The organism is Pseudoalteromonas ardens, assembly GCF_030125445.1.
GTDB lineage: Bacteria > Pseudomonadota > Gammaproteobacteria > Enterobacterales > Alteromonadaceae > Pseudoalteromonas > Pseudoalteromonas ardens.
Genome location: NZ_JASJUV010000011.1, coordinates 95,890 through 118,220, shown reverse-complemented (window position 1 = coordinate 118,220; position 22,331 = coordinate 95,890). Strand labels below are relative to the sequence as shown.

Annotated in this window: 18 protein-coding genes; 7 read left to right on the top strand and 11 right to left on the bottom strand. The window is 50.5% G+C overall.

Going from position 1 to position 22,331, the window contains the following annotated elements; all coding sequences use genetic code 11:
- The first annotated feature begins 713 nt into the window (after nt 1-713).
- Nucleotides 714-908: a hypothetical protein gene (locus QNM19_RS23115; RefSeq protein WP_049863783.1), complete on the top strand. Its 195-nt coding sequence runs from the start codon at nt 714-716 to the stop codon at nt 906-908.
- Nucleotides 909-963: 55 nt separating this feature from the next.
- Here QNM19_RS23115 and hemN read toward each other — a convergent pair whose 3' ends face one another.
- From hemN to QNM19_RS23100, 3 genes are all read right to left on the bottom strand, one after another.
- Nucleotides 964-2,334, bottom strand: a complete 1,371-nt coding sequence (gene hemN / locus QNM19_RS23110; RefSeq protein ID WP_049863793.1) for an oxygen-independent coproporphyrinogen III oxidase — start codon at nt 2,332-2,334, stop codon at nt 964-966.
- A gap of 116 nt (nt 2,335-2,450) precedes the next feature.
- A complete protein-coding gene (locus QNM19_RS23105) occupies nt 2,451-4,400 on the bottom strand; it encodes a methyl-accepting chemotaxis protein (RefSeq protein ID WP_049863784.1) in 1,950 nt (649 codons plus the stop codon).
- 132 nt (nt 4,401-4,532) lie between these two features.
- Nucleotides 4,533-6,563 carry a methyl-accepting chemotaxis protein gene (locus QNM19_RS23100; RefSeq protein ID WP_049863785.1) on the bottom strand — a complete coding sequence of 677 codons (2,031 nt, stop codon included), beginning with the start codon at nt 6,561-6,563 and terminating at the stop codon, nt 4,533-4,535.
- A gap of 256 nt (nt 6,564-6,819) precedes the next feature.
- Between QNM19_RS23100 and QNM19_RS23095 the strand changes: the two genes are divergently transcribed.
- A complete protein-coding gene (locus QNM19_RS23095; RefSeq protein ID WP_284027263.1) occupies nt 6,820-7,581 on the top strand; it encodes a Rossmann-fold NAD(P)-binding domain-containing protein in 762 nt (253 codons plus the stop codon).
- A gap of 6 nt (nt 7,582-7,587) precedes the next feature.
- Here QNM19_RS23095 and hutC read toward each other — a convergent pair whose 3' ends face one another.
- The gene (hutC, locus tag QNM19_RS23090) at nt 7,588-8,298 is read right to left on the bottom strand and encodes a histidine utilization repressor (RefSeq protein ID WP_284027262.1); all 711 of its coding nucleotides are present in this window, start codon (nt 8,296-8,298) and stop codon (nt 7,588-7,590) included.
- A gap of 151 nt (nt 8,299-8,449) precedes the next feature.
- Between hutC and hutI the strand changes: the two genes are divergently transcribed.
- The gene (hutI, locus tag QNM19_RS23085) at nt 8,450-9,670 is read left to right on the top strand and encodes an imidazolonepropionase (protein ID WP_197094248.1); all 1,221 of its coding nucleotides are present in this window, start codon (nt 8,450-8,452) and stop codon (nt 9,668-9,670) included.
- A gap of 24 nt (nt 9,671-9,694) precedes the next feature.
- On the top strand, nt 9,695-11,560 hold the full coding sequence (locus QNM19_RS23080) for a GGDEF domain-containing phosphodiesterase (RefSeq protein ID WP_049863787.1): 1,866 nt from the start codon (nt 9,695-9,697) through the stop codon (nt 11,558-11,560).
- On the opposite strand, the gene QNM19_RS23075 is transcribed toward QNM19_RS23080, so the two are convergent.
- Both QNM19_RS23075 and rraA read right to left on the bottom strand, forming a co-directional pair.
- Nucleotides 11,557-12,618: a formimidoylglutamase gene (locus QNM19_RS23075; RefSeq protein WP_284027261.1), complete on the bottom strand. Its 1,062-nt coding sequence runs from the start codon at nt 12,616-12,618 to the stop codon at nt 11,557-11,559. The two genes, QNM19_RS23080 and QNM19_RS23075, sit on opposite strands and share 4 nt — an antisense overlap.
- A gap of 75 nt (nt 12,619-12,693) precedes the next feature.
- Entirely contained in the window at nt 12,694-13,200 is a 507-nt protein-coding gene (rraA, locus tag QNM19_RS23070) for a ribonuclease E activity regulator RraA (RefSeq protein WP_049863788.1), read from the bottom strand.
- A gap of 161 nt (nt 13,201-13,361) precedes the next feature.
- On the opposite strand from rraA, the gene QNM19_RS23065 reads away from it, so the two are divergent.
- The 3 genes from QNM19_RS23065 to QNM19_RS23055 all read left to right on the top strand — a co-directional run bounded on the left by QNM19_RS23065 (nt 13,362) and on the right by QNM19_RS23055 (nt 16,922).
- Entirely contained in the window at nt 13,362-13,883 is a 522-nt protein-coding gene (locus QNM19_RS23065) for a phosphatase PAP2 family protein (protein WP_049863789.1), read from the top strand.
- A complete protein-coding gene (locus QNM19_RS23060) occupies nt 13,880-14,932 on the top strand; it encodes an MJ1255/VC2487 family glycosyltransferase (protein ID WP_284027260.1) in 1,053 nt (350 codons plus the stop codon). Before QNM19_RS23065 ends, QNM19_RS23060 begins: the two co-directional genes overlap by 4 nt.
- A gap of 109 nt (nt 14,933-15,041) precedes the next feature.
- Entirely contained in the window at nt 15,042-16,922 is a 1,881-nt protein-coding gene (locus QNM19_RS23055; RefSeq protein WP_284027259.1) for a methyl-accepting chemotaxis protein, read from the top strand.
- 75 nt (nt 16,923-16,997) lie between these two features.
- Here the strand turns inward: QNM19_RS23055 and QNM19_RS23050 are convergent, their stop codons facing one another.
- The 5 genes from QNM19_RS23050 to priA form a co-directional block, all read right to left on the bottom strand.
- The gene (locus tag QNM19_RS23050) at nt 16,998-17,360 is read right to left on the bottom strand and encodes a gamma-butyrobetaine hydroxylase family protein (protein WP_284027258.1); all 363 of its coding nucleotides are present in this window, start codon (nt 17,358-17,360) and stop codon (nt 16,998-17,000) included.
- A 40-nt stretch (nt 17,361-17,400) separates the two neighbouring features.
- Nucleotides 17,401-18,729, bottom strand: coding sequence for an HslU--HslV peptidase ATPase subunit (gene hslU / locus QNM19_RS23045; RefSeq protein WP_049863790.1), 1,329 nt, complete (start codon nt 18,727-18,729; stop codon nt 17,401-17,403).
- A gap of 11 nt (nt 18,730-18,740) precedes the next feature.
- Nucleotides 18,741-19,259, bottom strand: coding sequence for an ATP-dependent protease subunit HslV (gene hslV / locus QNM19_RS23040; RefSeq protein WP_010386191.1), 519 nt, complete (start codon nt 19,257-19,259; stop codon nt 18,741-18,743).
- A gap of 76 nt (nt 19,260-19,335) precedes the next feature.
- A complete protein-coding gene (locus QNM19_RS23035) occupies nt 19,336-19,869 on the bottom strand; it encodes an SPOR domain-containing protein (protein WP_049863791.1) in 534 nt (177 codons plus the stop codon).
- A 9-nt stretch (nt 19,870-19,878) separates the two neighbouring features.
- Nucleotides 19,879-22,050, bottom strand: a complete 2,172-nt coding sequence (priA, locus tag QNM19_RS23030; protein WP_049863792.1) for a primosomal protein N' — start codon at nt 22,048-22,050, stop codon at nt 19,879-19,881.
- Between the last annotated feature and the right edge of the window lie 281 nt (nt 22,051-22,331).

Below are 22,331 nucleotides of genomic sequence, written 5' to 3'. Positions count from 1 at the left end.
CGTCACCACCAAAACCCCTAAGAAAACATCCTGGACTTTGGTAGACGTTCTGGTTCGTCCTAAGAAAGCTTAATTTTAGTTTTTAACTAAATTAAACTTTTGAAAAGCCCCGGCCTTTTGGTCGGGGCTTTTGCGTTTGGGTCGGTCAGTTTTTTTAGAGGTCGTCTGAATAGAATGACTATCCGTGAATGTGCGTCACCACCAAAACCCCTAAGAAAACATCCTGGACTTTGGTAGATGTTCTGGTTCGTCCTAAGAAAGCTTAATTTTAGTTTTTAACTAAATTAAACTTTTGAAAAGCCTCGGCCTTTTGGCCGGGGCTTTTGCGTTTGGGCCGGTCAGTTTTTTTAGAGGTCGTCTGAATAGAATGACTATCCGTGAATGTGCGTCACCACCAAAACCCCTAAGAAAACATCCTGGACTTTGGTAGGCGTTCTGGTTCGTCCTAAGAAAGCTTAATTTTAGTTTTTAACTAAATTAAACTTTTGAAAAGCCCCGGCCTTTTGGCCGGGGCTTTTGCGTTTGGGGCAGTCAGGTTATTTAGGGGTCGTCTGAATAGAATGACTATCCGTGAATGTGCGCCATTCCTGGGGGATATTCTTGCAGAGGTACTGTAGCGATGCGTGTTACGTTGCTAAATCAAGGTATTGAGGTTGGTTGTTTTTTAAACTATGCTCGGTGGTGCAATTCACTTTGTTATTAAGGAAAATCCAATGAAATTAAAACTCAATAAAAAGCCGATGAAGGCGTTATCCCCAAGCACAACCACAATGCCTGTTGATATGACCCCAAAAGTCGCGGGTGGCTCACTGCTGGCTTGTTTACCAGTTGGCACGCGCGGTTGTCGAACCAATAAGTCCTGTGATCACTTCTGTTTTATTTCCGATCCTGAGGTTCATGGCTGTTAATTGAAGCACCACTAAACGGGTTGTACGTATGAGGTGCTTCCCCTTTTGTAAGTCCTTAAATCACCCGTGAAAAGCGGGTGTTTTTGATCTGTTGTTGCAGATAGGCATCAAAGCACATACAGATGATGCGGATAAACAGATTACCCTTAGCCGTGACTTCAATACGATGCTCGGTGAGGTCCACCAGGCCATCTTCAGCCAGGGGCTTGAGTGCCGTTAGCGCATCGGCAAAGTAGTCGTCAAAGTCGAGGTCATGTTCAGCGGCAAAGGTTATTTTGTCGAGCTCGAAGTGGCAAATAAGCTGCTTGATCGCAGCGGCACGAATTTCATCATCGCGGGTGAGCTTGACGCCTTTATGAATGGCGCTATGGCGCTCAGTGACAGCCTGGTAGTAGGGCTTTAGATCTTTTTCATTTTGTAGAATGGCATTGCCGATCTGTGAGATAGACGAGACGCCGAGACCGAGCAAGTCGCAGTTACCATGAGTGGTATAGCCCTGGAAGTTTCGGTGCAGGTGATTATGTCGTTGTGCCACAGCCAGCTCGTCATCGGTTTTGGCAAAATGGTCCATACCGATAAACTGGTAACCGGCATCGCTCATCTGTGTCAGTGTTTGCTTAAAGATCGCGAGCTTTTCTTTGGCATCGGGCATATCGGCCTCTTTCAGCTTGCGCTGGGCGGCGAATCTGTCTGGCAGATGGGCATAGTTAAACACCGAAACCCGATCAGGGCCCAACTCAATGAGCTGCGCTATGGTATCGCGATAGGACTCAACGCTCTGATGAGGCAGGCCGTAAATCATGTCCATATTAATGGATTTAAAGCCCAGCTCGCGGGCTTGTTTTAAGAGCAACAGCACTTCTTCAATCTGTTGCGGGCGATTTACTGCGGCCTGCACCTGATCATTAAAATCCTGCACCCCGAATGACACACGGTTAAAGCCGAGCATTTTCAACGCTGGCAGCATGTCTTCGGCCAGCGATCTGGGATCGATTTCAATGCCGCGCTGAGCAGTCGGTGTGAAGGTGAAGTGCTGTTCCAGCATGGTGACCAGGCGCGTCATTTGCGCTGTGGTCAGAAAGGTCGGTGTGCCGCCTCCCAGGTGTAATTGCTCAACCTGATACGCTTTAAACAGCGGTGCCTGAGCGGCGATTTCCAGCTCCAGATGGTCGAGGTATACGTCCGCCTTGGACTGGTGTCGGGTAATAATCTTATTACAGCCACAGTAATAGCAAAGTTGGTGACAGAATGGGATATGAATATACAAGGACAGCGCACGGGTGTCTGAGTGTGCAATGGCGTCAACCAGATCGCTCTGTGAGTAACCCGACTCCAGCGACAGGGCAGTTGGATAAGAGGTATATCTGGGGCCCGAGATGTTGTACTTGTTGATAAGGGAATCATCCCACTGAGGTAATTTAATCACGATCGCACTCTCTTTGCTATTGAGAAGGCTAGTGTAAGCAAAGTTGTGCTGTGGGGCGTTGATCTAAAGCAAAAGGAAGGGCAGGGATGACAGTCACTGCCCCATCTTGTCGGTCTCTACAGCCTAAATTGGTCTACCAGGGTGTTAAGTTCACGGGCAATGTGGCTCAGTGCTTTGGCGTCCTGGGACACCTGCTGTGCTCCCTGCGCTGTTTCTGCTGCACTCTCACTGACATGGGTGACACTTTCCGATATTTGCATTGAGACTGTATTCTGCTCCTCTGATGCGCTGGCAATTTGCAAATTCATTTCGCGGATGGTGCTGATTGAGCCGCAAATTGCTTGTAACGTTGCGCCGGCGTGTTCGGTTTGTTCCGCGGAGTTCTCTGCATGGTCAACATTACGCTGCATATGCTCTACTGAGCGTTTGGCCTCGTTTTGTAAGCGCGAGATCATCGCCTGGATCTCTTCGGTACTTTGCTGCGTACGACTGGCCAGACTGCGTACTTCATCGGCCACCACGGCAAAGCCCCGGCCTTGCTCACCAGCTCGCGCGGCTTCAATTGCCGCATTGAGTGCCAGCAGGTTGGTTTGGTCTGCAATACTGCGGATCACATCTAAAATGGAGCCAACCGACTCCGTCTCGTTTTCTAACTGGGTAATGGCCTCACTAACTTGCTGAATACTGCCGACCAGTTCACTCATGGCTTCACGGGACGTTTGTACCACCTGGATCCCAGTCTGGGATTGTTGGTCAGCTTCTGTGGCCGCGTCGGCAGCCAGTTGCGCACTCTGCGTGATCTCATGTACGGTCGCACTCATTTGTTGCATCGCTGTGGCACTTTGGGTCAGTTGATCTTGCTGTTGATCGGTTTCACTTTTGGTTTTCTCAGTGATTGAAATCATTGCACCGGTCGTATCATTTAATGTGGTGGTAGCAGATTTGATTTTACTCACTATGTCCCGCAGTGTGGTTGTCATTTCGGACATCGCCCGATATATGCCTGTGGTATTCGTGGTCGCAAATTGGTAACTGAGATCGCCTTTGGCGATGGCTTTGGCCAGAGCTTCGATTTCTCTTGGCTCACCGCCAATGGGCTCGCGTAGTAAATTGCTGACATACCAGCTCAGGAATGCGCCTGCGAACACCACAAACACCGATACTGTGGTGACCAGCATCACCGCCTGCTCACTGGTGCTTTGCGCTTGAGGGCCAAGCTCGTCCTGACGGGCTTTAACATCCAGTTTAATCTCTTCCAGTGTGTTAGCTACCTGAGGGCCAATGACATTGAGTTTTTGTGAGATGAGCTGGTTACGCTGCAATATAGTCTGGTTCACGGCTTTGACGGCAGTAATGTAATCAAGTTTGTGCTGTAAGAACTCAACAAGCATGCCCTGAACCGGTTGCCATGCAAATGCCCCGGCCTGTTCGTCCAGCAGGGCAGCCAGTTGGCTAAACTCCTCAATGGCGCGTTGGTAATCCTTGTCTGTGTTTGTCACCAGGAATTTGACCACGTATAAACGGCCGAGCAACAGCGTTTCTTGCAACCGGGCCGCTGCGAACAAGGCTTCATTATTATTTTGTTGATGTGCATTGTTGATCACATCGCTGAGTATGGTGCGCATTTGCACGCCTTTGACATCCAGCTGGTTGGTTACTATGTCATTGCGTTTAGCGTATAACTGGACAATTTGCTCGAATGCCCGCCGATATTCTTCAATGTCGCTCGCACTGTTATTGAGTTGGCTCTGGTAACTGGTATCCGAGATACTTGCCTGGGCCTGATCCATGAGTTCCTTGAGCAAATCAAAACGCTCATTAAATTCATTAATGTTGGTTGTGCTCTGCTCTTTCAGGTATTTGAGTGCATTGAGGCGCACCATCAGTAAATTCGCCTGCAGACGGCCGCTTAAATTGGCATTGCGTGCCAATGTACGATATTCGACGAAGTTGTTATAACCGGTATTAAGCCCAAGGTAGGCAGAGATAGAAATTACCGTCATCAGAGCGATGAGGGCGCCAAAGGAGTACGCAAGCATCTGCGCCAGTTTGAGGTTTTTAAACATAATTAAGCACTGATCCGCAAAGAGTCACCTTATAAGTGATCGTCTGCAACTGTGCATTAGTCAAGTTTTGGCAAGACAGAAATAGTGGGGAATGTGTTTTCAGGTGGCCCGGGAGCCCGGGCCACTCAGACGTTACAGTTTAAATTGATTTACGGTGTTATTGAGTGCTTTTGCCAGACTATTCAGGTCACGGGCTTCATCGGCCAGCAAGTGTGCGTGGTTCGCTGTGCTATTGACCAGGTCATTAATGGCATTAAGACTATTATTGATATCCTCAGCAACGACTGTTTGTTCTTCCGTTGAGGTCGCAATCTGGTGACTTTGATCTTGTACCGTACTGACCGACTCCGTGATATTACGCAGTGCATCCAGCACTTCCTGCGTTTGTCCTACAGACCCTTCTGCACGTTCCTGACCTTGTTGCATCATCACAGAGGCTTGCTGAGCAATCTGTTGCAGGCGAGAAATCATATTACGGATATCATCTGTCGACTCCTGGGTACGACTGGCCAGGCTGCGTACTTCATCAGCGACCACGGCAAAACCGCGACCTTGCTCACCCGCGCGGGCAGCTTCAATGGCGGCGTTGAGTGCCAGCAGGTTGGTTTGCTCTGCGATGCCATTGATCACGTCAATCACGGCCCCAATGTTGCTGGTTTCCTGTTCCAGACCGGCAACCACTTTGGCTGCCTCCCCAATGTGACCAGCTAGCTGAGTCATGACTTCCTGCGCCTGACCAGAGCGCGCAGCACCGTCATTGGTCATGCTCTGAACCAGATCAGCAGCCCGGTTTGTTTCATGGGCATTACGGGAAATTTCAGTGACTGTGGCTGCCATCTCTGTGACTGCTGCACTCACACTGTCAACTTGCTCTTTCTCCTGCTGGATCTCGTTGTTGGTGTTGGTCGACACATCCTGCAATTGTGCGGCAGCACCACTGAGTTGCTGTGCTTGTGCTGCGGTGTCGAGCATCATACTGCGCAGCTTGTCGATAAAGGTGTTCATGTGGTGAGCCAGCTGGCCGACTTCATCCTGACTGTTAATATCGATACGACGTGTCAGGTCACCTTCACCTGAGGCAATATCTCGCATGGTATTGGTCAGGGTGGTGATTGGCGCAGCAATCATTTGTGTGGCCCATAAAATCATGGCAACAATAATGGCCAGAATGATGATCACAGCGGTCACTGTGCTCATTACAGCATCATTGACAGGCTCTTCAATCAGGCTGACCGGGATCAGCAATCCCAGGTGCCAATCCAGGATTGGTTTGTCGAGTTTAACGTTGTTGAATACCACATAGTAATCAACGCCTTTGAGGGTAACCATGGTGGCACCAGCGCCCTCTGAGCGCATTGCGCGATTGAGCTCAGTAAATCCTTCGGTATCTGCAAATTGTCTTTCCAGCGCTTCCAGGCCTTCTTTGCCGTTCGCGCCCTCATCTGTAATAGAGAGTTTATGCCCGGTTCGTTTGGACAGATGGACCACTTTATAATCGTGGTCGAGTAAGAAGCCATAACCCTGACCATCAAACTGGATCTGCTCAACCAGCTCACTGATCTTGTTAATTTGCAGGTCAACACCACCTACCGCAACCAACTCGCGTTGGGCATTGTAGACAGGTTGCTGAACGACAGCAGAGACGGCACCCGTGTTGATATCAACAGACACTGCACCGACATACAGACCACCATGACTGAGCGCATCCTGCCACCAGGGGCGTTTGTACGAGTAGTAAGGGCGACCATCAGAGTAGTTTGAGGTACGCTCATTTTCTTTGAAGTACTCACCTGTGCGTGCCGATGCCATGAAAGCGGACAGGATGTTCTCATCGCTGGCTGAGATGCGGATAAAGTCCTGATTCACTTCCTGATAGCCGTAGTCGGCACTCAGCGGCTTTTCTCGCTGGGTGTAGTCATCAAACCAATTAACATTATGTGGATTGGTAACAAAAGTTTCGACAATGGCACCGTAACGCGTAAAGAAGGATTCCATGGAGAGCTTCTCGGCATATAAGTGACTTTCTGCTTCTCTCTCTATGCCCTCTCGGGAAAGTTGGGCAATGTGGTTAACGAAATACCCTGACGCAGCAACCAATAAAACAGAAATGGTACCGCCAATCAAAAAGAGAATTTTTTTTCTAAGGGATAAATTTTCAAGCATGCGTTTTTCTTTTTCTTGGGATCAGGCAAGCTTCAATCAAACCATATCTCATGCAAGAAGGCTACAAATTACGGCGGTTGATTGATAACACTTGACGAATAATCTTTACATCCCTAATCGGCAATAGGGACAGATACTTTAACTTTTAGCAATAAATCAGTCGTTTTTATTACTTCCTATGTCATCGCAGATTTTTGCCAGTACCCAGTGTGCTGTTGCATGATGTGTAGAGCTGATCAAACTACAGGATAAAGATATGCACAAAAAACTCGTTGTTGCCGGTGCGGGCTGGCTGGGAATGCCTGCGGCCGAAGCCGCGGCAGAACAAGGGTGGCAGGTACAGGCAACCCGACGACAGCCGCACAGCAGCCCCCTGTCTCGACAACTGGTTCATGATGGGACAGGACTGGTGCATAACGTATCGTTACAGCACGCTTTTTGGCTCTGTGCGATGCCGCCGGGTGCGCGTCGCGAAGACAGTAATTATTTGGTGACGTTAGAAGCGACGCTGGCGTTGGCGACAGAGCTGCAAATGCAGGGCTTTTTACTGTGCTCGAGCACCGGAGTTTATGCCGACGCTGATGGGGTATACAACGAGCAGGGCACACTGGCTGCAACCGACTCACAGCGTCAACGCATTTTGCAGCAGGCAGAACAACTGGTGTTGTCTTATGGTGGTAAGGTGCTCAGGCTGGCAGGCTTGGTCGGGCCAGGGCGGGAACCAGGACAATTTATCGCTGGTAAGGCCTTACGCAGTAGCAGCCAGGAGCGGGTTAATATGGTACACCGTGATGATGTGGTTTCAGCCGTTATGTCAGTACTGACTCACTGGCCACAGGCAAGGTCGGTTTATAATGTGTGTGCACCTTCACATCCTTTTAAGCAGGATTACTATCAGGCGCATTGTGCGCAGGCGGGCACACAACCCCCAAGCTTTGCCAGCGATGTCAGCAAAGCGCGGATCATTGACGGTGCGGCCATCAGCGAATTGGGGTTTAGCTATCAGCACGCCATCTGAGCAAGTTCACTTCTTAAAGGTCAGATGACCACCCAGGCGATACTTACTGCCCGGTGAAATTAACCGGGCAAAACTGACAATGCCGCCTTCAGACCAGGTTCTACGGATCAGCTGTAAGCAGGGCTCCTCATGAAACATATTTAGCCACTGGCAAATATCCGGGCCGGGCATGATGGCCTCAACGGTATGGCGTGCCTCTGTCAGGGGCGCTATCTGGACCAGGTACTCATGGGGGGTGATTTGCGTGAAGTCCTGTTGCAGGTAGTCAGGTGCCAATTGGGGGTTAACGAAGCGCTCTTCAACTTGCAGAGGTTGTTCATTGTCATGATGTACCAGCACACTGCGGTACACCTGTGTGTCGACTTCAACACCCAGTGCAATGGCGATTGGGGCGATGGCCGCCATAGATTCAAGAGACAGGACCACACAGGTGTAGTCACCACCGCGTTCTTTGACCTCGTCGGCGATATTACGAATTTCCAACAGTGAAGACTGGGATTTGAATCTGGCGACAAAGGTACCCAGGCCCTGGCTGCGGGTTAGGATCCCGGCGTCGGTCAGTTCACTGAGTGCGCGTCTGGCGGTCATGCGGCTTACCCTGAATTGCGCGGACAAGGCGTTTTCAGACGGAACTTGTTGATCTTCCTGCCAGATACCACTGCGGATCTGCGTGATGATATGTTGTTTTATTTGTGCAAATTTGGGTTGCGTTGTCACAATCTCATGCCATGGTTAGTAAAGTAAACCCAACTGTCGCGTCAGGCTGAGCGGACATAGCTCACTGATAAACATGGCACACCTCTATTGTATATACAAGTAATCTTGCTACACTCAAAGCAGCAAGTTAGAGATGAGGAATTGAGTGGTGATGGAAGTTGATTTAGTGGTTCTGGACGTCAATCTGGCGACCATGGACCCGGATATTGAACGCCCTTATGGTGCCATTGAGCATGGGGCGATGATGGTCAAAGATGGGTTAATCTGTTGGCTTGGGGCACAAACTGAGCTACCGGAGTTTGATCCGGTGACCACACCGACTATCTCGGCAAAAGGGGCCTGGATGACGCCAGGCCTGATTGATTGTCATACCCACATTCTGTTCGCCGGTTCACGCGCTCAGGAATTTGAACAACGCCTTAATGGCGTGTCTTATCAGCAAATCGCACAGCAGGGCGGCGGCATTGCAACGACCATGAAGGCAACCCGTGCTGCGGATCATGAACACTTGTTTGTGGCCGGCAAAACGCGACTGAATGCCTTGCTGAGTGAAGGCGTCACCACAGTGGAAAGCAAATCGGGTTATGGCCTGGATTGTGAGAGCGAAATTAAGTTGCTGGAAGTCAACCGTATGCTGGATGAGCACCACCCGATCAGTGTACAAAGTACGTTCCTGGGCGCTCATGCGCTTCCGCCGGAGTATCGTGAAGACGCCGATGGTTATATCGATCTGGTGTGCGAGCAAATGCTACCTCAGGTAGCCGAACAATCTCTGGCCGATGCGGTCGATGCGTTTTGTGAAAATGTCGGTTTCAGCAATGCGCAAACGCGCCGGGTATTCGCCAAAGCCACAGAGCTGGGTTTAAAAGTGAAATGTCATGCTGAGCAGCTGTCGAACCAGCACGGCAGTGAGCTGGTGGCTGAGTTTAATGGGTTGTCCGCCGATCACATTGAGTATTTGGATGAAGTGGGTGTTAAAGCGATGGCCAAAGCGGGCACTGTCGGTGTGGTGCTGCCGGGCGCATTTTATTTTCTTCGTGAAACCCAATTACCCCCGATTGAGCTACTGCGCCAGCATAATGTACCGATTGCACTAGCCAGTGACTTTAACCCGGGAACTGCGCCATTGTGCTCACTACGCCTGATGTTGAATATGGCATGCACCCTGTTCCGCATGACACCGGAAGAAGCCTTGCTGGGCGTTACGCGCCATGGTGCTAAAGCGCTGGGTTTGTCGGATCGGGGGATGCTGAAAGTCGGCATGCGCGCCGATATGGTACTGTGGCAGGTCGGTCATCCGGCTGAGCTCAGTTATCAGTTTGGCGTAAATGACCTGTTAAATACCTGGATTTCGGGTAAACTTGTGCAATAGTAAGAATTTCACAATGGTCCGCCGATGACGAAAAAAGCGCTGCTAAAACATTGTAACAAAAGCATTATCTTACTTCTGGCTGTGTTCCCCGCTGCTGTAATGGCTGCTGTTGGGGGTGTGTCGGTGGACTCTTTCTGGCAAGGGGCTGGTCAACACTCCCCAATGCTGATGGCCTTTGTAGCCGGTGCGCTGCTCAGTGCCAGCATCGGTGCGATTATGGTGAGTCAGCAGCCATTGCATCGCATTGTGTATGCAACCACAACGGCGGTGGCGCTGGCTTTCCTGGCTGACACCGCACATCTTTTTAGTTATTTACTGGCACCTCTATTGGTATTGCATATCTGGCTTGCGATCCGCTCTGAGCAACTAAGGTACCAGGTCGTCACCTGTTTTAGTGCCTGTGCTGCTGCTTTCGCACTGGCCGGCATATTGTTCTGGCAGCTGTCCCCTGGTTTACTGGTGCTGGCGCTGTTACCGATGTTTTTGGCCGAGTTAACATTATCCAGAGCTTCTCTGGTACCGCCACTCCCCGCGGGCAGTGAGGAAAGCAAAACGGCGGACATTCTCGAGTTGCCGGACAGAGCTGGGTTTCGCAGTGCGTTTTATGAGTTTCGTCAGCGTGACCCCAGTGAAGCCATGCTCGTCATGATCCGCCTTGAAGGCTTCCAGCAGGTGAACTTTCATCTCGGTCGGGAGTTTGGCGATCTCTTGTTAGCCCAGTCTGCCAATCGAATTAAACAGCATTTGCAGCATCCGGATGTGATGCCAATTCCGCTTGGCAATGAAGTATCCCGGCTGGCCCATCTTGGCGGTTTGCATTTTGTGTTTGTGTGTAGCCTGGTTAATCAGCATCACCTGCATGAACAGATGGTCGGTGAAATCATTGAAAGCACCCTGAAACCTTTTAACGTGGGCAACTGCACCATTGAAGTCAAGGCGCGCGCCAGTTATGTGAACTGTGACGAAGAGCAGGGGCTGTTCGAGAACTTATTAACCTGTGCCTTTTTGGCGTTGGATAGTCAGCCTGACAGCCCGATAGCGCCTTATCAGCAGCAGATGCAAATCAACCGGCTGGAGCAACAGGCGCGTCTGGCTGAGTTGGCACACATTGATTTTCGCCAGGAACTGGAGTTGTATTTTCAGCCTGTGGTACGCAACGAAGATGGTGATATTGAGTTTCTTGAGTTGCTGTTGCGCTGGCAACACCCCAAGCAGGGGATCCTGGCGGCTGGTAAATTTATCGAAGATATCCGCATTGCAGGCCTGGCATTGCCCGTCGCACAATATGTGATTGAGCGCGCGGCAGAGATCGCACTGGCATTGCGTATGGAAGGCATAGCTATGCCATTGAGTCTGAACCTGTTTGGACCAGAAATGCTGCACGAGGAATTTATCGAGTTTATCGACCACGTGTTGCTGGAGCATCAGCTGAAGCCGGGTGACTTAATCATAGAGTGCCCTGCCAGTTTGTTTACCAGCCTCGAGCCTCAGGGCATTGCCATGGTATCGCGGTTGCGTTCCATGGGACTGCGTTTATGTATCGACAGCTTTGGTGAAACCCCGGTCACTTTGTCTAAATTGCCTCAGCTGACCGTAGATTATGTCAAGCTGGGCCGTTCGCTGACCTCAGATCATGGCCATCAGGGCACCTTCAAGAGTGTGGTTCGTGGGATTGTGGAAATGCAGCAGATCCAGGAATGCAAAGTGATTTGTGAAGGGGTAGAGTCACCGGAGCAGCTTCAGTTCGTGAAAAGCCTCAACACGTTCGCGGCGCAGGGGTATTATTTTGCCAGACCCCTGAGCAGCGTGGGCATGATCAGTTGGCTGAAACAATGGCGCTGGGAGCATCCGGAAGACACCCCAGAAACCTTTCAGCCAGATTCAAATTAAGTGCCGGGTTTAGGCGCAGCCTGCAAATAGCTGCAGACTAGGGAAGCCAGGACCTGACCGGCATCGCTGATCCCTTGTTGTACACCTTGCGGGTGATGCTCGGGGGCCGCTTCGCACAAGTGCAGGTAACGTGCGCGCTCCTGACTCGCCGCTAAGTGGACGAAGTGCTCGGCATCATTCACGCTGAAACCACAGTTGGTATAAGCGCTCACTGGCATTTGAGATATCGCATCGACATCGACTTCAACACCCAGAGGTGCTTGTCCGGCAAAGCGATTCAGCCCGATCTGGCAGGCTTCAGTCAGTGTCAGTGTGCGGCGTACCAGAATATCCTGATAACTGGCGTAACTGAATCCCGCATTATCCAGTGCTGAGATAATGGTGTGGTTGTTTTTCTGTTCATGCATGCCAACCACGTGATAATCAGACAGATAGCGCTGATTGTGAGCATAACTGAAGCCATTACCAGAATGACGGCCTTCCAGCGCGCGAAAATCGGCATGCGGGTCGAAGTTTATGGCATGGCAAGCCTGCTGAGTACTCTGGGACAACGCCTGTAGCAGACCAAAGCAGTTATTATGGCCACCACCAATCACAATGGGGGTCAGGCCTGCATCAAAGATGGCCTTCATGACAGTGCTGACGCGTTCATCAAGTTGACCGTTTAGCTCGCGCAACTGAGCGAGCTGCTGCGGGTCTCGGTTATCCAGATCGGCACCTTGCTGTTGCAAATCATCGCATCGGACTTCGCCTAATAGTAAGACATCATCCGGGGTTAAAAAGCGATTACAAGGCAGGTTTAAGAAGCGTTGTAAAAAAGCTTGCCAGCCCAGGTGGGCGCCGCCCCGGCCACAATTAGCCCGAGGTCCCAAATCCTCGTTGATAGCAACCAACACATACTTAATACCAAACTGCGCAGCATCGCGCAGCGCCTGGGTTAAATCGTTTTTGGGTTGCAGGAAAGCCAGGGTTTGCCAGAAGCGTTGTTCATTTTCACGGCTGTGACAATATGCGGTAATGTCCGCTTCGGTGTAAATATGAAGCCAGTGGTTACTCATAATTCAGGTCGATCTATGGGGTTGTGCCGGGCAAAGGCGGGCTTTGCCCAGGGAGATTAGAATGCGCTAGCGGTGTTATTCGCTCTGTTCGTCGTCGACTTCTAACTGTAGCTCTTCGGCAGAAATAATGATGCCGGTGGCATCCGCATACAGGTAGTCATCATCATAGAAAGATACGCCGGCAAAATTGACCGGGATACCTTGCTCACCACCGCCTTGGCTGTCGGCAGCGACGGGTATTGAGGCGATTGCCTGGATACCGAGATCACACTCTTCCAGTTCCTCGACATGGCGCACAGCACCATAGACCACAATACCCTGCCAGTTATTTTCCATTGCCAGCTCTGCAAGCTCAATATCGATGAGTGCCCGGCGTGTGGAACCTCCGCCATCGACCAATAAGATTTGGCCAGTACCATCTTGCTGTAAAGCCTGGTTGATCAGTTCATTATTCTCAAAGCACTTGAGTGTTTTGATACGGCCACTGAAGGCGCTTTGACCGCCAAAGTTGATAAACATCGGCTCTAATACATCAACCGCATCGGCAAAATGGTCACATAAGTCGGAAGTGCTGTAATCCATACGGGCGTCCTCGAAAATAACTGAATTCACAATCCAGTATACTCCCATTATGTAGGGGCGCAATGCTTTGAATCAACATACATAATTGTGTCACAAAAATGTCGTGGCAGTGTTATTTAGCTCTTCTATGCTGAATTTGTGAACAAATGTAAGCATGAGCTATGAAAGCACAGATCATCAAACTCGATACGGCGCTCTATTTCGCCCTTTATAAACCCGAGTGTAAGCCCTGGTTCAAAATGGTGATGTTGGCACTGTCAAAAAGCGGAAACGGCGGGCTCTATGTGATACTGGGTATCCTGAGTGCACTGTTTATGGGCTCGGTCGGGCAGCAGTTTGCCTTGTGTGCCGTGGTGGCATTTGCCATTGAGCGGCCGCTTTATCTCTATCTGAAAAACCGCATTGCGCGGATCCGCCCTTGTGATTGCCTGGCTGTAAAAGCCATGCTTACACCAAGTGATAAATTTAGTATGCCTTCTGGCCACAGTGCCGGTGCCTGGCTTTATGCCACGTGTCTGATAGAACACTTTCCGGCATTGGCGCTGCCGTTGATGATGTGGGCATCGGGCGTGTCTTTATCGAGAATTGTGGTTGGGGTGCATTATCCGATTGATGTCATTCTGGGTGCAGTGATAGGGAGTGGATGTGCTGTGTTGGCGATAGGAGTTGTAGGGGAATTATGAGAATTTTATATGGCGTACAAGGGACTGGTAATGGTCATATTACCCGCGCCCGGGTAATGGCAGAGTGTTTTACGCGTTTGGGCATTGATGTCGATTATGTGTTTTCTGGTCGTCCCGACGAGCGTTACTTTGATATGTCGGTGTTTGGAGACTATCAAACTCGTCGCGGGATCAGCTTTGCGACCCGTCATGGCCGATTGAATTACCAGGGGACGCTTCAGCAATTACGTGTCGGGCGCTTTGTGAAGGATGTGCAGCGCTTTGATATGCGTGGCTACGATATGGTCTTTAACGATTTTGAGCCAGTGACGGCCTGGGCGGCACGCCGAGCCAAGGTGCCTGTGGTTGCTATGAGTCATCAAAGTGCTTTCTTATCACCCAAAGTGCCCATTTTTGGTGGCAACTTTATGCTGCGTTCGTTAATTCGCTGGTTCGCGCCGGCAGACATTCATCTGGGTGTACACTGGCAACCTTTTGCCCAAAACATCGTGCCGCCTTTTATTCCCTATCAGTTGGGGGATTTTGGCAATCAGTCCATTGCTAATAAAGTACTGGTGTATTTGCCCTTTGAAGATCTGTCACATATCGTCGAGTTGCTTAAGGACTTTCCTGACCGGGAGTTTTACTGCTATCACCCGGATGCGCACGACACGTCACTGAATCACATTCATCTGCGCGCGCCGTCGCGAGATGGGTTCATTGCTGACTTAGCCAATGCGTCCGGAGTGGTGGCTAATGCCGGGTTTGAATTGTCCAGTGAAGCGCTGAAGTTTGGTAAAAAGCTACTGTTAAAGCCATTGCAGGGGCAGTTTGAACAGCAAAGTAATGCCATGACCTTACAGTCGCTGGGATTAGCCCAGGTAATGAATTACCTAAATTCAGAGGCGCTGGACGAATGGTTAGAATCACCGGGTGGACAGCAAATTAATTTCCCCAGTGATGCGACGCCGTTGGCGCTGTGGCTGACTAAGGGACAATGGCATAATGTCAATGAGTTACATGATACGCTTTGGCAAGCGGTGCTCAATAAAGCACCAAAGGCCGCTTAATTAATGTGCATTTAGTAATAAAGTCGTGCAAAAATAGCAAATAGTGCGCGGCGTTGCTGACGGAATAATCTATACTCTATTGCAGGTCTTGTAATAATTGGGTAACCGTATGGCATTTCTGGAAAATCTGACCATCAAGCGGCGCTTGCAGTTAAATGCGCTGGTGGTGGGTGTGGCTTTAGTCGTTATGCTGGCAGTGATCATGATCGAAGCCAGTACCATGCGTAAACTGAATGAAACCATTCAGTATGCTGAAGAGCTTGATATTCATGAGCTCTCAATGCGCAAACATGAAAAGAACTTTTTGTTCTATAAAGATACTGAGGCACTGGATTTATATGCCAAGGACTACAGCGAGCTGCAACGTAAAGCTGGCCTACTGGACGAGATATTTGCTGAGTTCGGTATCGACGACGGCAATTTACGAGAGTTCGAACGTCTTGCGCAAACCTACGTAGATGATTTCAATCACGTTGTTGAGTTACAACAAACCATAGGACTGCATCCAAAGGATGGTCTCTATGGCGCGCTTCGTAGCGCGGTCCACGAAGTAGAGACCATGCTCAAACAGCAATCACGTGATGACCTGCTGGTCAGTATGTTGATGCTCAGACGCGCAGAAAAAGACTTTATGCTGCGACTGGATCTGAAATACCTCAAAAAGTTTGACGATCAAATCAGCAAATTTGAGGCACAGGTCAAAGCGGCTGGCTTTGATGCGCAGTATGAGCGTCAGATCCAGGCCCTGATAAAGCAATATCAAACGCGCTTCAGAAATTTAGTTGATGCACAGACCAAGCTTGGCCTGGACCTTCAAAGTGGCGCTCTGGGCAGCATGAAGAAAAGCGTTGAGCAAAGTGATGCTGTCGTTGCACGAATTGTCGAGCAGGCAAAGCAAGCTGTCACAGAGAATACGCAAATGGCGCAAATGGCTGCCCTGATCATTTTTGTTGTGGCCTCTGTCGTGGTGATGTTGCTGGTGCTGTCGACCAGCCAGTCAATTATTCGTCCGGTTGAGCGGGTTTATCAGACCATAGAGCGGATCCGTCGTGAGAATAATTTACGCATCCCTATCGAACAGACGGGTAACGATGAAATTACCCTGATGACCAAAGACTTCAATAGTCTGATTGGCGACTTTAAAGAGTTGATTGGCGACGTAAACAGTGCGCTTGCGATCATCAATGATGCAACCCACCATTTATCGGATACCACAGCACAGACCAGTGCAGGCATGACCGAGCAGTTGCACGAGGCCGATATGGTGGCAACGGCGGCCACTGAGATGCAGGCCACGATCCAGGATATTTCACATAATACCGAAGCGGCTGCAGATAAAGCGGAATCAACCAACAAGAATGCACAGTTAGGGCGCTCTGAGGTGACTGCAACGATCGAGCATATTATGCAGCTGTCTGAATCGCTGGGTGGTGCATCCGACGTGGTGGGCCAGTTAGAGCGCGATGGTGAAACGATAGGCTCGGTACTGGATGTGATCCGCGGTATCGCAGAGCAAACTAACCTGTTGGCACTGAATGCAGCGATTGAAGCGGCCCGTGCCGGTGAGCAAGGTCGTGGCTTTGCTGTGGTCGCGGATGAAGTGCGCTCGCTGGCGCAACGTACTCAGGACTCGACGCAGGAAATCGAAAGCATCATTTCAACCTTGCAACAGCGTACACGTGAAGTGGTTAATATCATGGAGCAGTGTCGTGAGCAGGGTAATGAAAGTGTGGCACAGGCCGAACGCGCAGGCGATCTGCTCGGTATGATCACTGAAGATGTGCAAACCATTATGGAAATGAGCACCCACATTGCCACCGCGATAGATGAGCAAAAACAGGTGGCCTCTGAAGTGAACAAAAATGTTGTGAAGATCCGTGACATTGCCCAGGTGGCGTCAGATCATGCCAGCAGTAATGCACAAAGCAGTGAGGAACTGTCAGAGCAGGCACGTAATTTATACGAGTCGGTGGAAAAATACCAAGTCTAGTGCCGACCCGGTTCACCGGGTTGGGTAAAAGAAAAGGCGACTACAGGTCGCCTTTTTTGTGTGTATCACCGCGGATCAGGGCGTAAACTTAATGGGCACATCGTGGCGTGCAGACACACGCTGCTGATAAAGTTGCCATAGCTCATCTTCTTGCTCACTGAGCTTTCGCAGGTATTGCCAGCTGAACAGCCCCGAGTTATGGCCGTCATCGAATACCAGTCTGACTGCATAATGGCCGACCGGCTCAATCTGGCTGATGGTCACATCCTGCTTATTGAGGACCAGCTGCTGTTGACCGGGACCATGTCCCTGGACCTCAGCTGACGGGGAGTGGACCCGCAAAAATTCGGCGCTGAGTGTGTGCGTCAGACCATCATCAAAGTACACATCAAGCCGACTTTGTCGGGTGTGGTAATGCAGTTTGGTAACTTGATACATAGGTATAAAAAAGCCCGATCAGTGATCGGGCGGGATTCCGTTAAAGAATAAAGCGGCTCAGATCTTCGTCCTGTACCAGCATATCTAAATGCTTGTCGACATAGGCTGCATCTATTGTTAGTGACTCACCGGCTTTATCGGAGGCATCGAAAGAGATCTCTTCCATTAGCTTTTCCATCACAGTGTGCAGACGACGGGCACCAATGTTTTCTGTTTTCTCATTCACCTGCCAGGCAGCCTGTGCTATGCGCTCAATGGCATCATCACTGAATGCGATGCTGACACTTTCGGTGTCCATCAGGGCTTGTTGTTGCTCCGTGAGTGACGCATGAGGCTCAGTCAGAATGCGTTTGAAATCTTTTGCTGTAAGTGCTTCGAGCTCAACACGGATCGGTAAGCGACCTTGCAGCTCTGGGATAAGATCAGAAGGCTTCGCCATCTGGAATGCCCCTGAAGCAATAAACAGAATGTGGTCCGTTTTGACCATGCCATGTTTGGTGCTGACGGTAGAGCCTTCAATAAGTGGCAGCAGGTCACGTTGCACGCCTTCACGACTAACATCGGGTCCAGAGGCTTCGCCACGCTTACAGATTTTGTCGATTTCATCAATGAACACGATACCATTTTGCTCAACGGCAAAAATCGCCTGCTCTTTTAGCTCTTCCGGGTTGACTAGCTTCGCGGCTTCTTCTTCAATCAACAGCTTGAAGGCTTCTTTGATTTTTAGCTTGCGGCTTTTCTTTTTGTCGCCTGACAGGTTCTGGAACATGCCCTGCAACTGATTGGTCATTTCTTCCATGCCTGGCGGTGCCATGATCTCAACCTGAGGGGAGGTTTCTGCCACTTCAATGTCGATCTCTTTGTCATCCAGCTGACCTTCACGCAGTTTCTTACGGAATACCTGACGCGTAGAGCTGTTATCACTTTGCTGGGTTTCGCCCCAGGCATCTTTGGCTGGTGGCAGCAGTGCATCTAAAATGCGTTCTTCAGCGGCTTCTTCTGCGCGGTGTTTGTGCTTCTTGGTTTGTTGCTCGCGCGTCATTTTGAAAGACACTTCAACCAAATCGCGGATGATGGTTTCGACTTCTTTACCCACATAACCGACTTCGGTGAATTTAGTCGCTTCAACTTTGATGAATGGTGCGTTTGCCAGCTTAGCCAGGCGGCGGGCGATTTCGGTCTTACCCACACCCGTTGGACCAATCATCAGAATATTTTTGGGGGTGACTTCAGTACGCAGCTCTTCAGGAAGCTGCATGCGACGCCAGCGGTTTCTGAGCGCGATGGCGACGGCTTTCTTCGCTTTGTCCTGACCAATAATATGCTGGTCCAGCTCATGGACGATTTCTCTTGGGGTCATTGCTGTCATGGCAATTCCTATTACAATTCTTCGATGGTTTGGAAATTGTTGGTAAAGACGCAGATATCGCCTGCGATTTTAAGGCTCTTTTCCACAATTTCTCGGGCACTCAGGTCAGTGTTCTCAATCAGCGCAGTGGCTGCTGCCTGAGCAAAGTTACCACCACTACCGATGGCGATTAGATCGTGCTCTGGCTGAACAACGTCACCATTACCTGTGATGATCAATGATGCGGTCTCATCGGCAACGGCCAGCAAAGCTTCCAGTTTGCGCAGTGCTCTGTCGGTTCGCCAGTCTTTTGCCATTTCAACGGCCGCACGGGTGAGGTGACCCTGGTGCATTTCCAGTTTGGTTTCAAAGCGTTCAAACAGGGTGAAGGCGTCGGCAGTGCCACCGGCAAAGCCTGCAAGTACCTTACCGTTGTAGAGGCGACGCACTTTTTTAGCGTTGCCTTTCATTACCGTATTGCCAAGTGATACCTGGCCATCTCCGCCAATTACGACTTTGTCGCCTCGGCGAACACTCACGATAGTTGTCATAGTATTCCTTAATCAGGAGGCACATGCCTCAAGTATAAAATCAATTAGGGTAGAGATAGGGACGATTTCACTAAGATCAAGTCCACTTCCAGATCCCGCAGCTGACGATGTTTATCCGCTCCAGCTTATTTTTGTCGCTCTCAGCGCCCCGTTTGGTATCATAGGGGCCCAGGCGCACCCGGTACCAGACACCATTGGAGCCTTCTGTGCGACGGATCTCAGCGATCAGGCCGGCAAACGCCATCTTGGCTTTCATTTGTTCTGCCTGCTTATAGGTTCGGAATGAACCACATTGCATCTGATAGGGGCCCTGGCTCTCAATTTTCTTGACCTCGACTTTCACCTCATGATCTTTAATGTCTTTGATGAAATCAGGCGGGCGTGGCAGGTCTTTTTCGGCTTTCGGTTGCGCAGTTGTCTTTGCGGGCGCAGGGCTGACAGGCTGTGCCTCTGGTTCGCCATGCTGTTTGATGTACCACAGGCCATAACCAAAGGCACCGATCAACACCAGTGTCAGCGCAGCAAAATATTTCGGAAAGGGTTTGGCGGTCTTTCCTTTGGCAGCTTTTTTGCCGCCCGGCTTTTTATTTATATAGTCGTGTTGTGCCATAACGTTTTTTTAATAGGTATCCATAGGGTCAACGTCAATACTCCAGCGCACCCGGTTGGCGAGTTTATGCTGGCCAATATAATCAGCCAGTTGCGCCAGGTATTGATGCAGTACTTTGCGTTGCGCTGCCTGAATATGCAATTGATATCGGTACTTTCCGGCCAGGCGTTCCATCGGCGCGGGGATCGGTCCGAGTAATTGTATACCAGGGTAGGGGGTGGCTGGAACCAGATCTGATAAAAACGCCATAACCAGTTGTGCGTTGGTGGCTTCCGCACGGATCAAAGCCAGGTGGCTGTAGGGAGGCATCTGGGTTTCCTCGCGTTCGCGCAATGCATAGCGGGCAAAATCCTGATAGCCGTTGTTGACCAGATCCTGTAATAAAGGATGCTCCGGGAAGTGAGTTTGCAACAGCACTGTGCCGGCTTCACCACTGCGTCCGGCCCGGCCAGCGACTTGGGTAATGAGCTGCGCCATGTGCTCCGTGGCGCGAAAATCGCACGAATACAATCCGCTGTCCACGTCGAGGATCACCACCAGATTGACGTCTGCGAAGTGGTGCCCCTTGGCGAGCATCTGAGTGCCAATGAGCAGTCGCGCACCGCCCTGGTTAATTTCATCCAGCACGGTTTCGAGGCTGCCTTTACGCCGGGTTGAATCCCGGTCTATACGGTGCACTGGAAAATCAGCAAATTGCTGGGATAAAAACTCTTCCAGTTGTTCTGTGCCATATCCCGTGGGCATGATCTGAGTGCTGCCACAGTCAGGGCATTGCACGGGCACAAACGCCTGTTCAGAGCAATGATGGCAGATCAGCCGGCTAAGGGATTTATGATAGGTGGCGCTGGTACTGCAGCGGGTGCAATTGCTCAGCCAGCCACATTCATGACAGATAAGTGTCGGGGCAAAGCCACGCCGATTGAGAAATACCATAACTTGTTGTCCGCGTGCCAGTGTGGCAGCCATGGTATCCAGACTGGTTTTGGCAAATCCGGATTGCTCCGCCTGACCTTTCATATCAACCAACATGAAGCGGTTATCTTGTTGGGTTTGTGCTCGTTTGGTGAGCGGCAGTAGTTGATAGCGGTTTTGCAGCGCTTTTTGCAGAGTTTCCAGTGCCGGGGTGGCAGTGCCGAGGATTAAAGGAAAGCGACCTTGTGCAGCACGGTAGGCCGCCAGATCACGGGCATGGTAGCGCAACCCGTCTTGTTGTTTGAACGAACCGTCGTGTTCTTCATCGACCACTATCATACCCAGTGTCTGAAAGGGCAAAAAGATCGCTGAGCGGGTACCAATCACCAGAGCCGACTCTCCCAGCTCGGCGCGACGCCAGGTGTGTAAGCGTTCATTGTCGGTCAGATTCGAGTGCCAAAGATCAATGGGTAATCCCTCGAAGCGGCGTTTAAAACGGTTAACTGTTTGTGGCGTTAGCCCTATTTCTGGTACCAGCACAAGCGCCTGTTTACCACTGGCTAAGATGGCTTCGAGGCTTTGCAGGTACACTTCGGTCTTACCACTGCCTGTCACCCCTTCAAGTAAAAAGGTACGAAACCCGGTCTCACTGTTGATTGCACTGCAGGCGGTAGCCTGTTCCGGATTGAGCCTGGGCTTACTGCCCAGCTGTAACGGCCTGGATTGCCAGTGCGTATCGGTGCGCAGCTCTTCCTTGATCAGTGCTTTTTCTAATAAGGCTTTGATCTGTGCCTGTGAGAAGCCCAGCGTTTTGAGTTCACTGGCGGTGGCATCTCCGGCGCTGCGCAGTTGCTCAAGCAATGCCAATTGTTTTTTTGCTCGGAGCTGAGTGGTTTCACGCCCGGCTGGTGTCAGCGTCAGTACCGGCACCTGGGTTTTATCAACTTGCTCGCCTTCGCGCAGTGCGCCAGGCAGGGCAGTAAACAAGGTTTCGCCCAGAGGATGGCAATAATACTGGGCACCGAAGCGTAAAAACCCTAGGTGCTCTGGTGACAGCACGGGGGTGGTATCCAACACAGACTCAACGGCTTTTATTTTCTCTGCGGGCACATCGCTGTGAGACTTTAACGCCACGACAATGGCAACACAGGCTCGATTGGCAAATTTTACTCTGACTCGGCCTCCCACACAGGGCTGTTGTTGTGGTTCGAGGCGGTAATCAAAGGTTCTATGTAAAGGCACTTTTAAAGCGACTTCGGCGAAGCGCATGGAGACTCCGGCATCTGAATATCAAAGTTAAGGACAGGTGCCTGATAGTCATATAAGGTGCTAACAGAACACGGGCTCAGTATACCGTAACAAGGCAAAAATGCATGCCAGTCGTGAGGGAGTTTGGTGTGCATGGCATATTTTTCGGCCACATTTCGAAATTGCGCAAAAAATAACAGTTAAATTGTATTTATTGCTTGTGGATCGTCCCGATTGACCCTAAAATACGCGTCCACAATTTTTGTATAACTACGTATGGTGCCAGACTTCGGGTTTGGAGA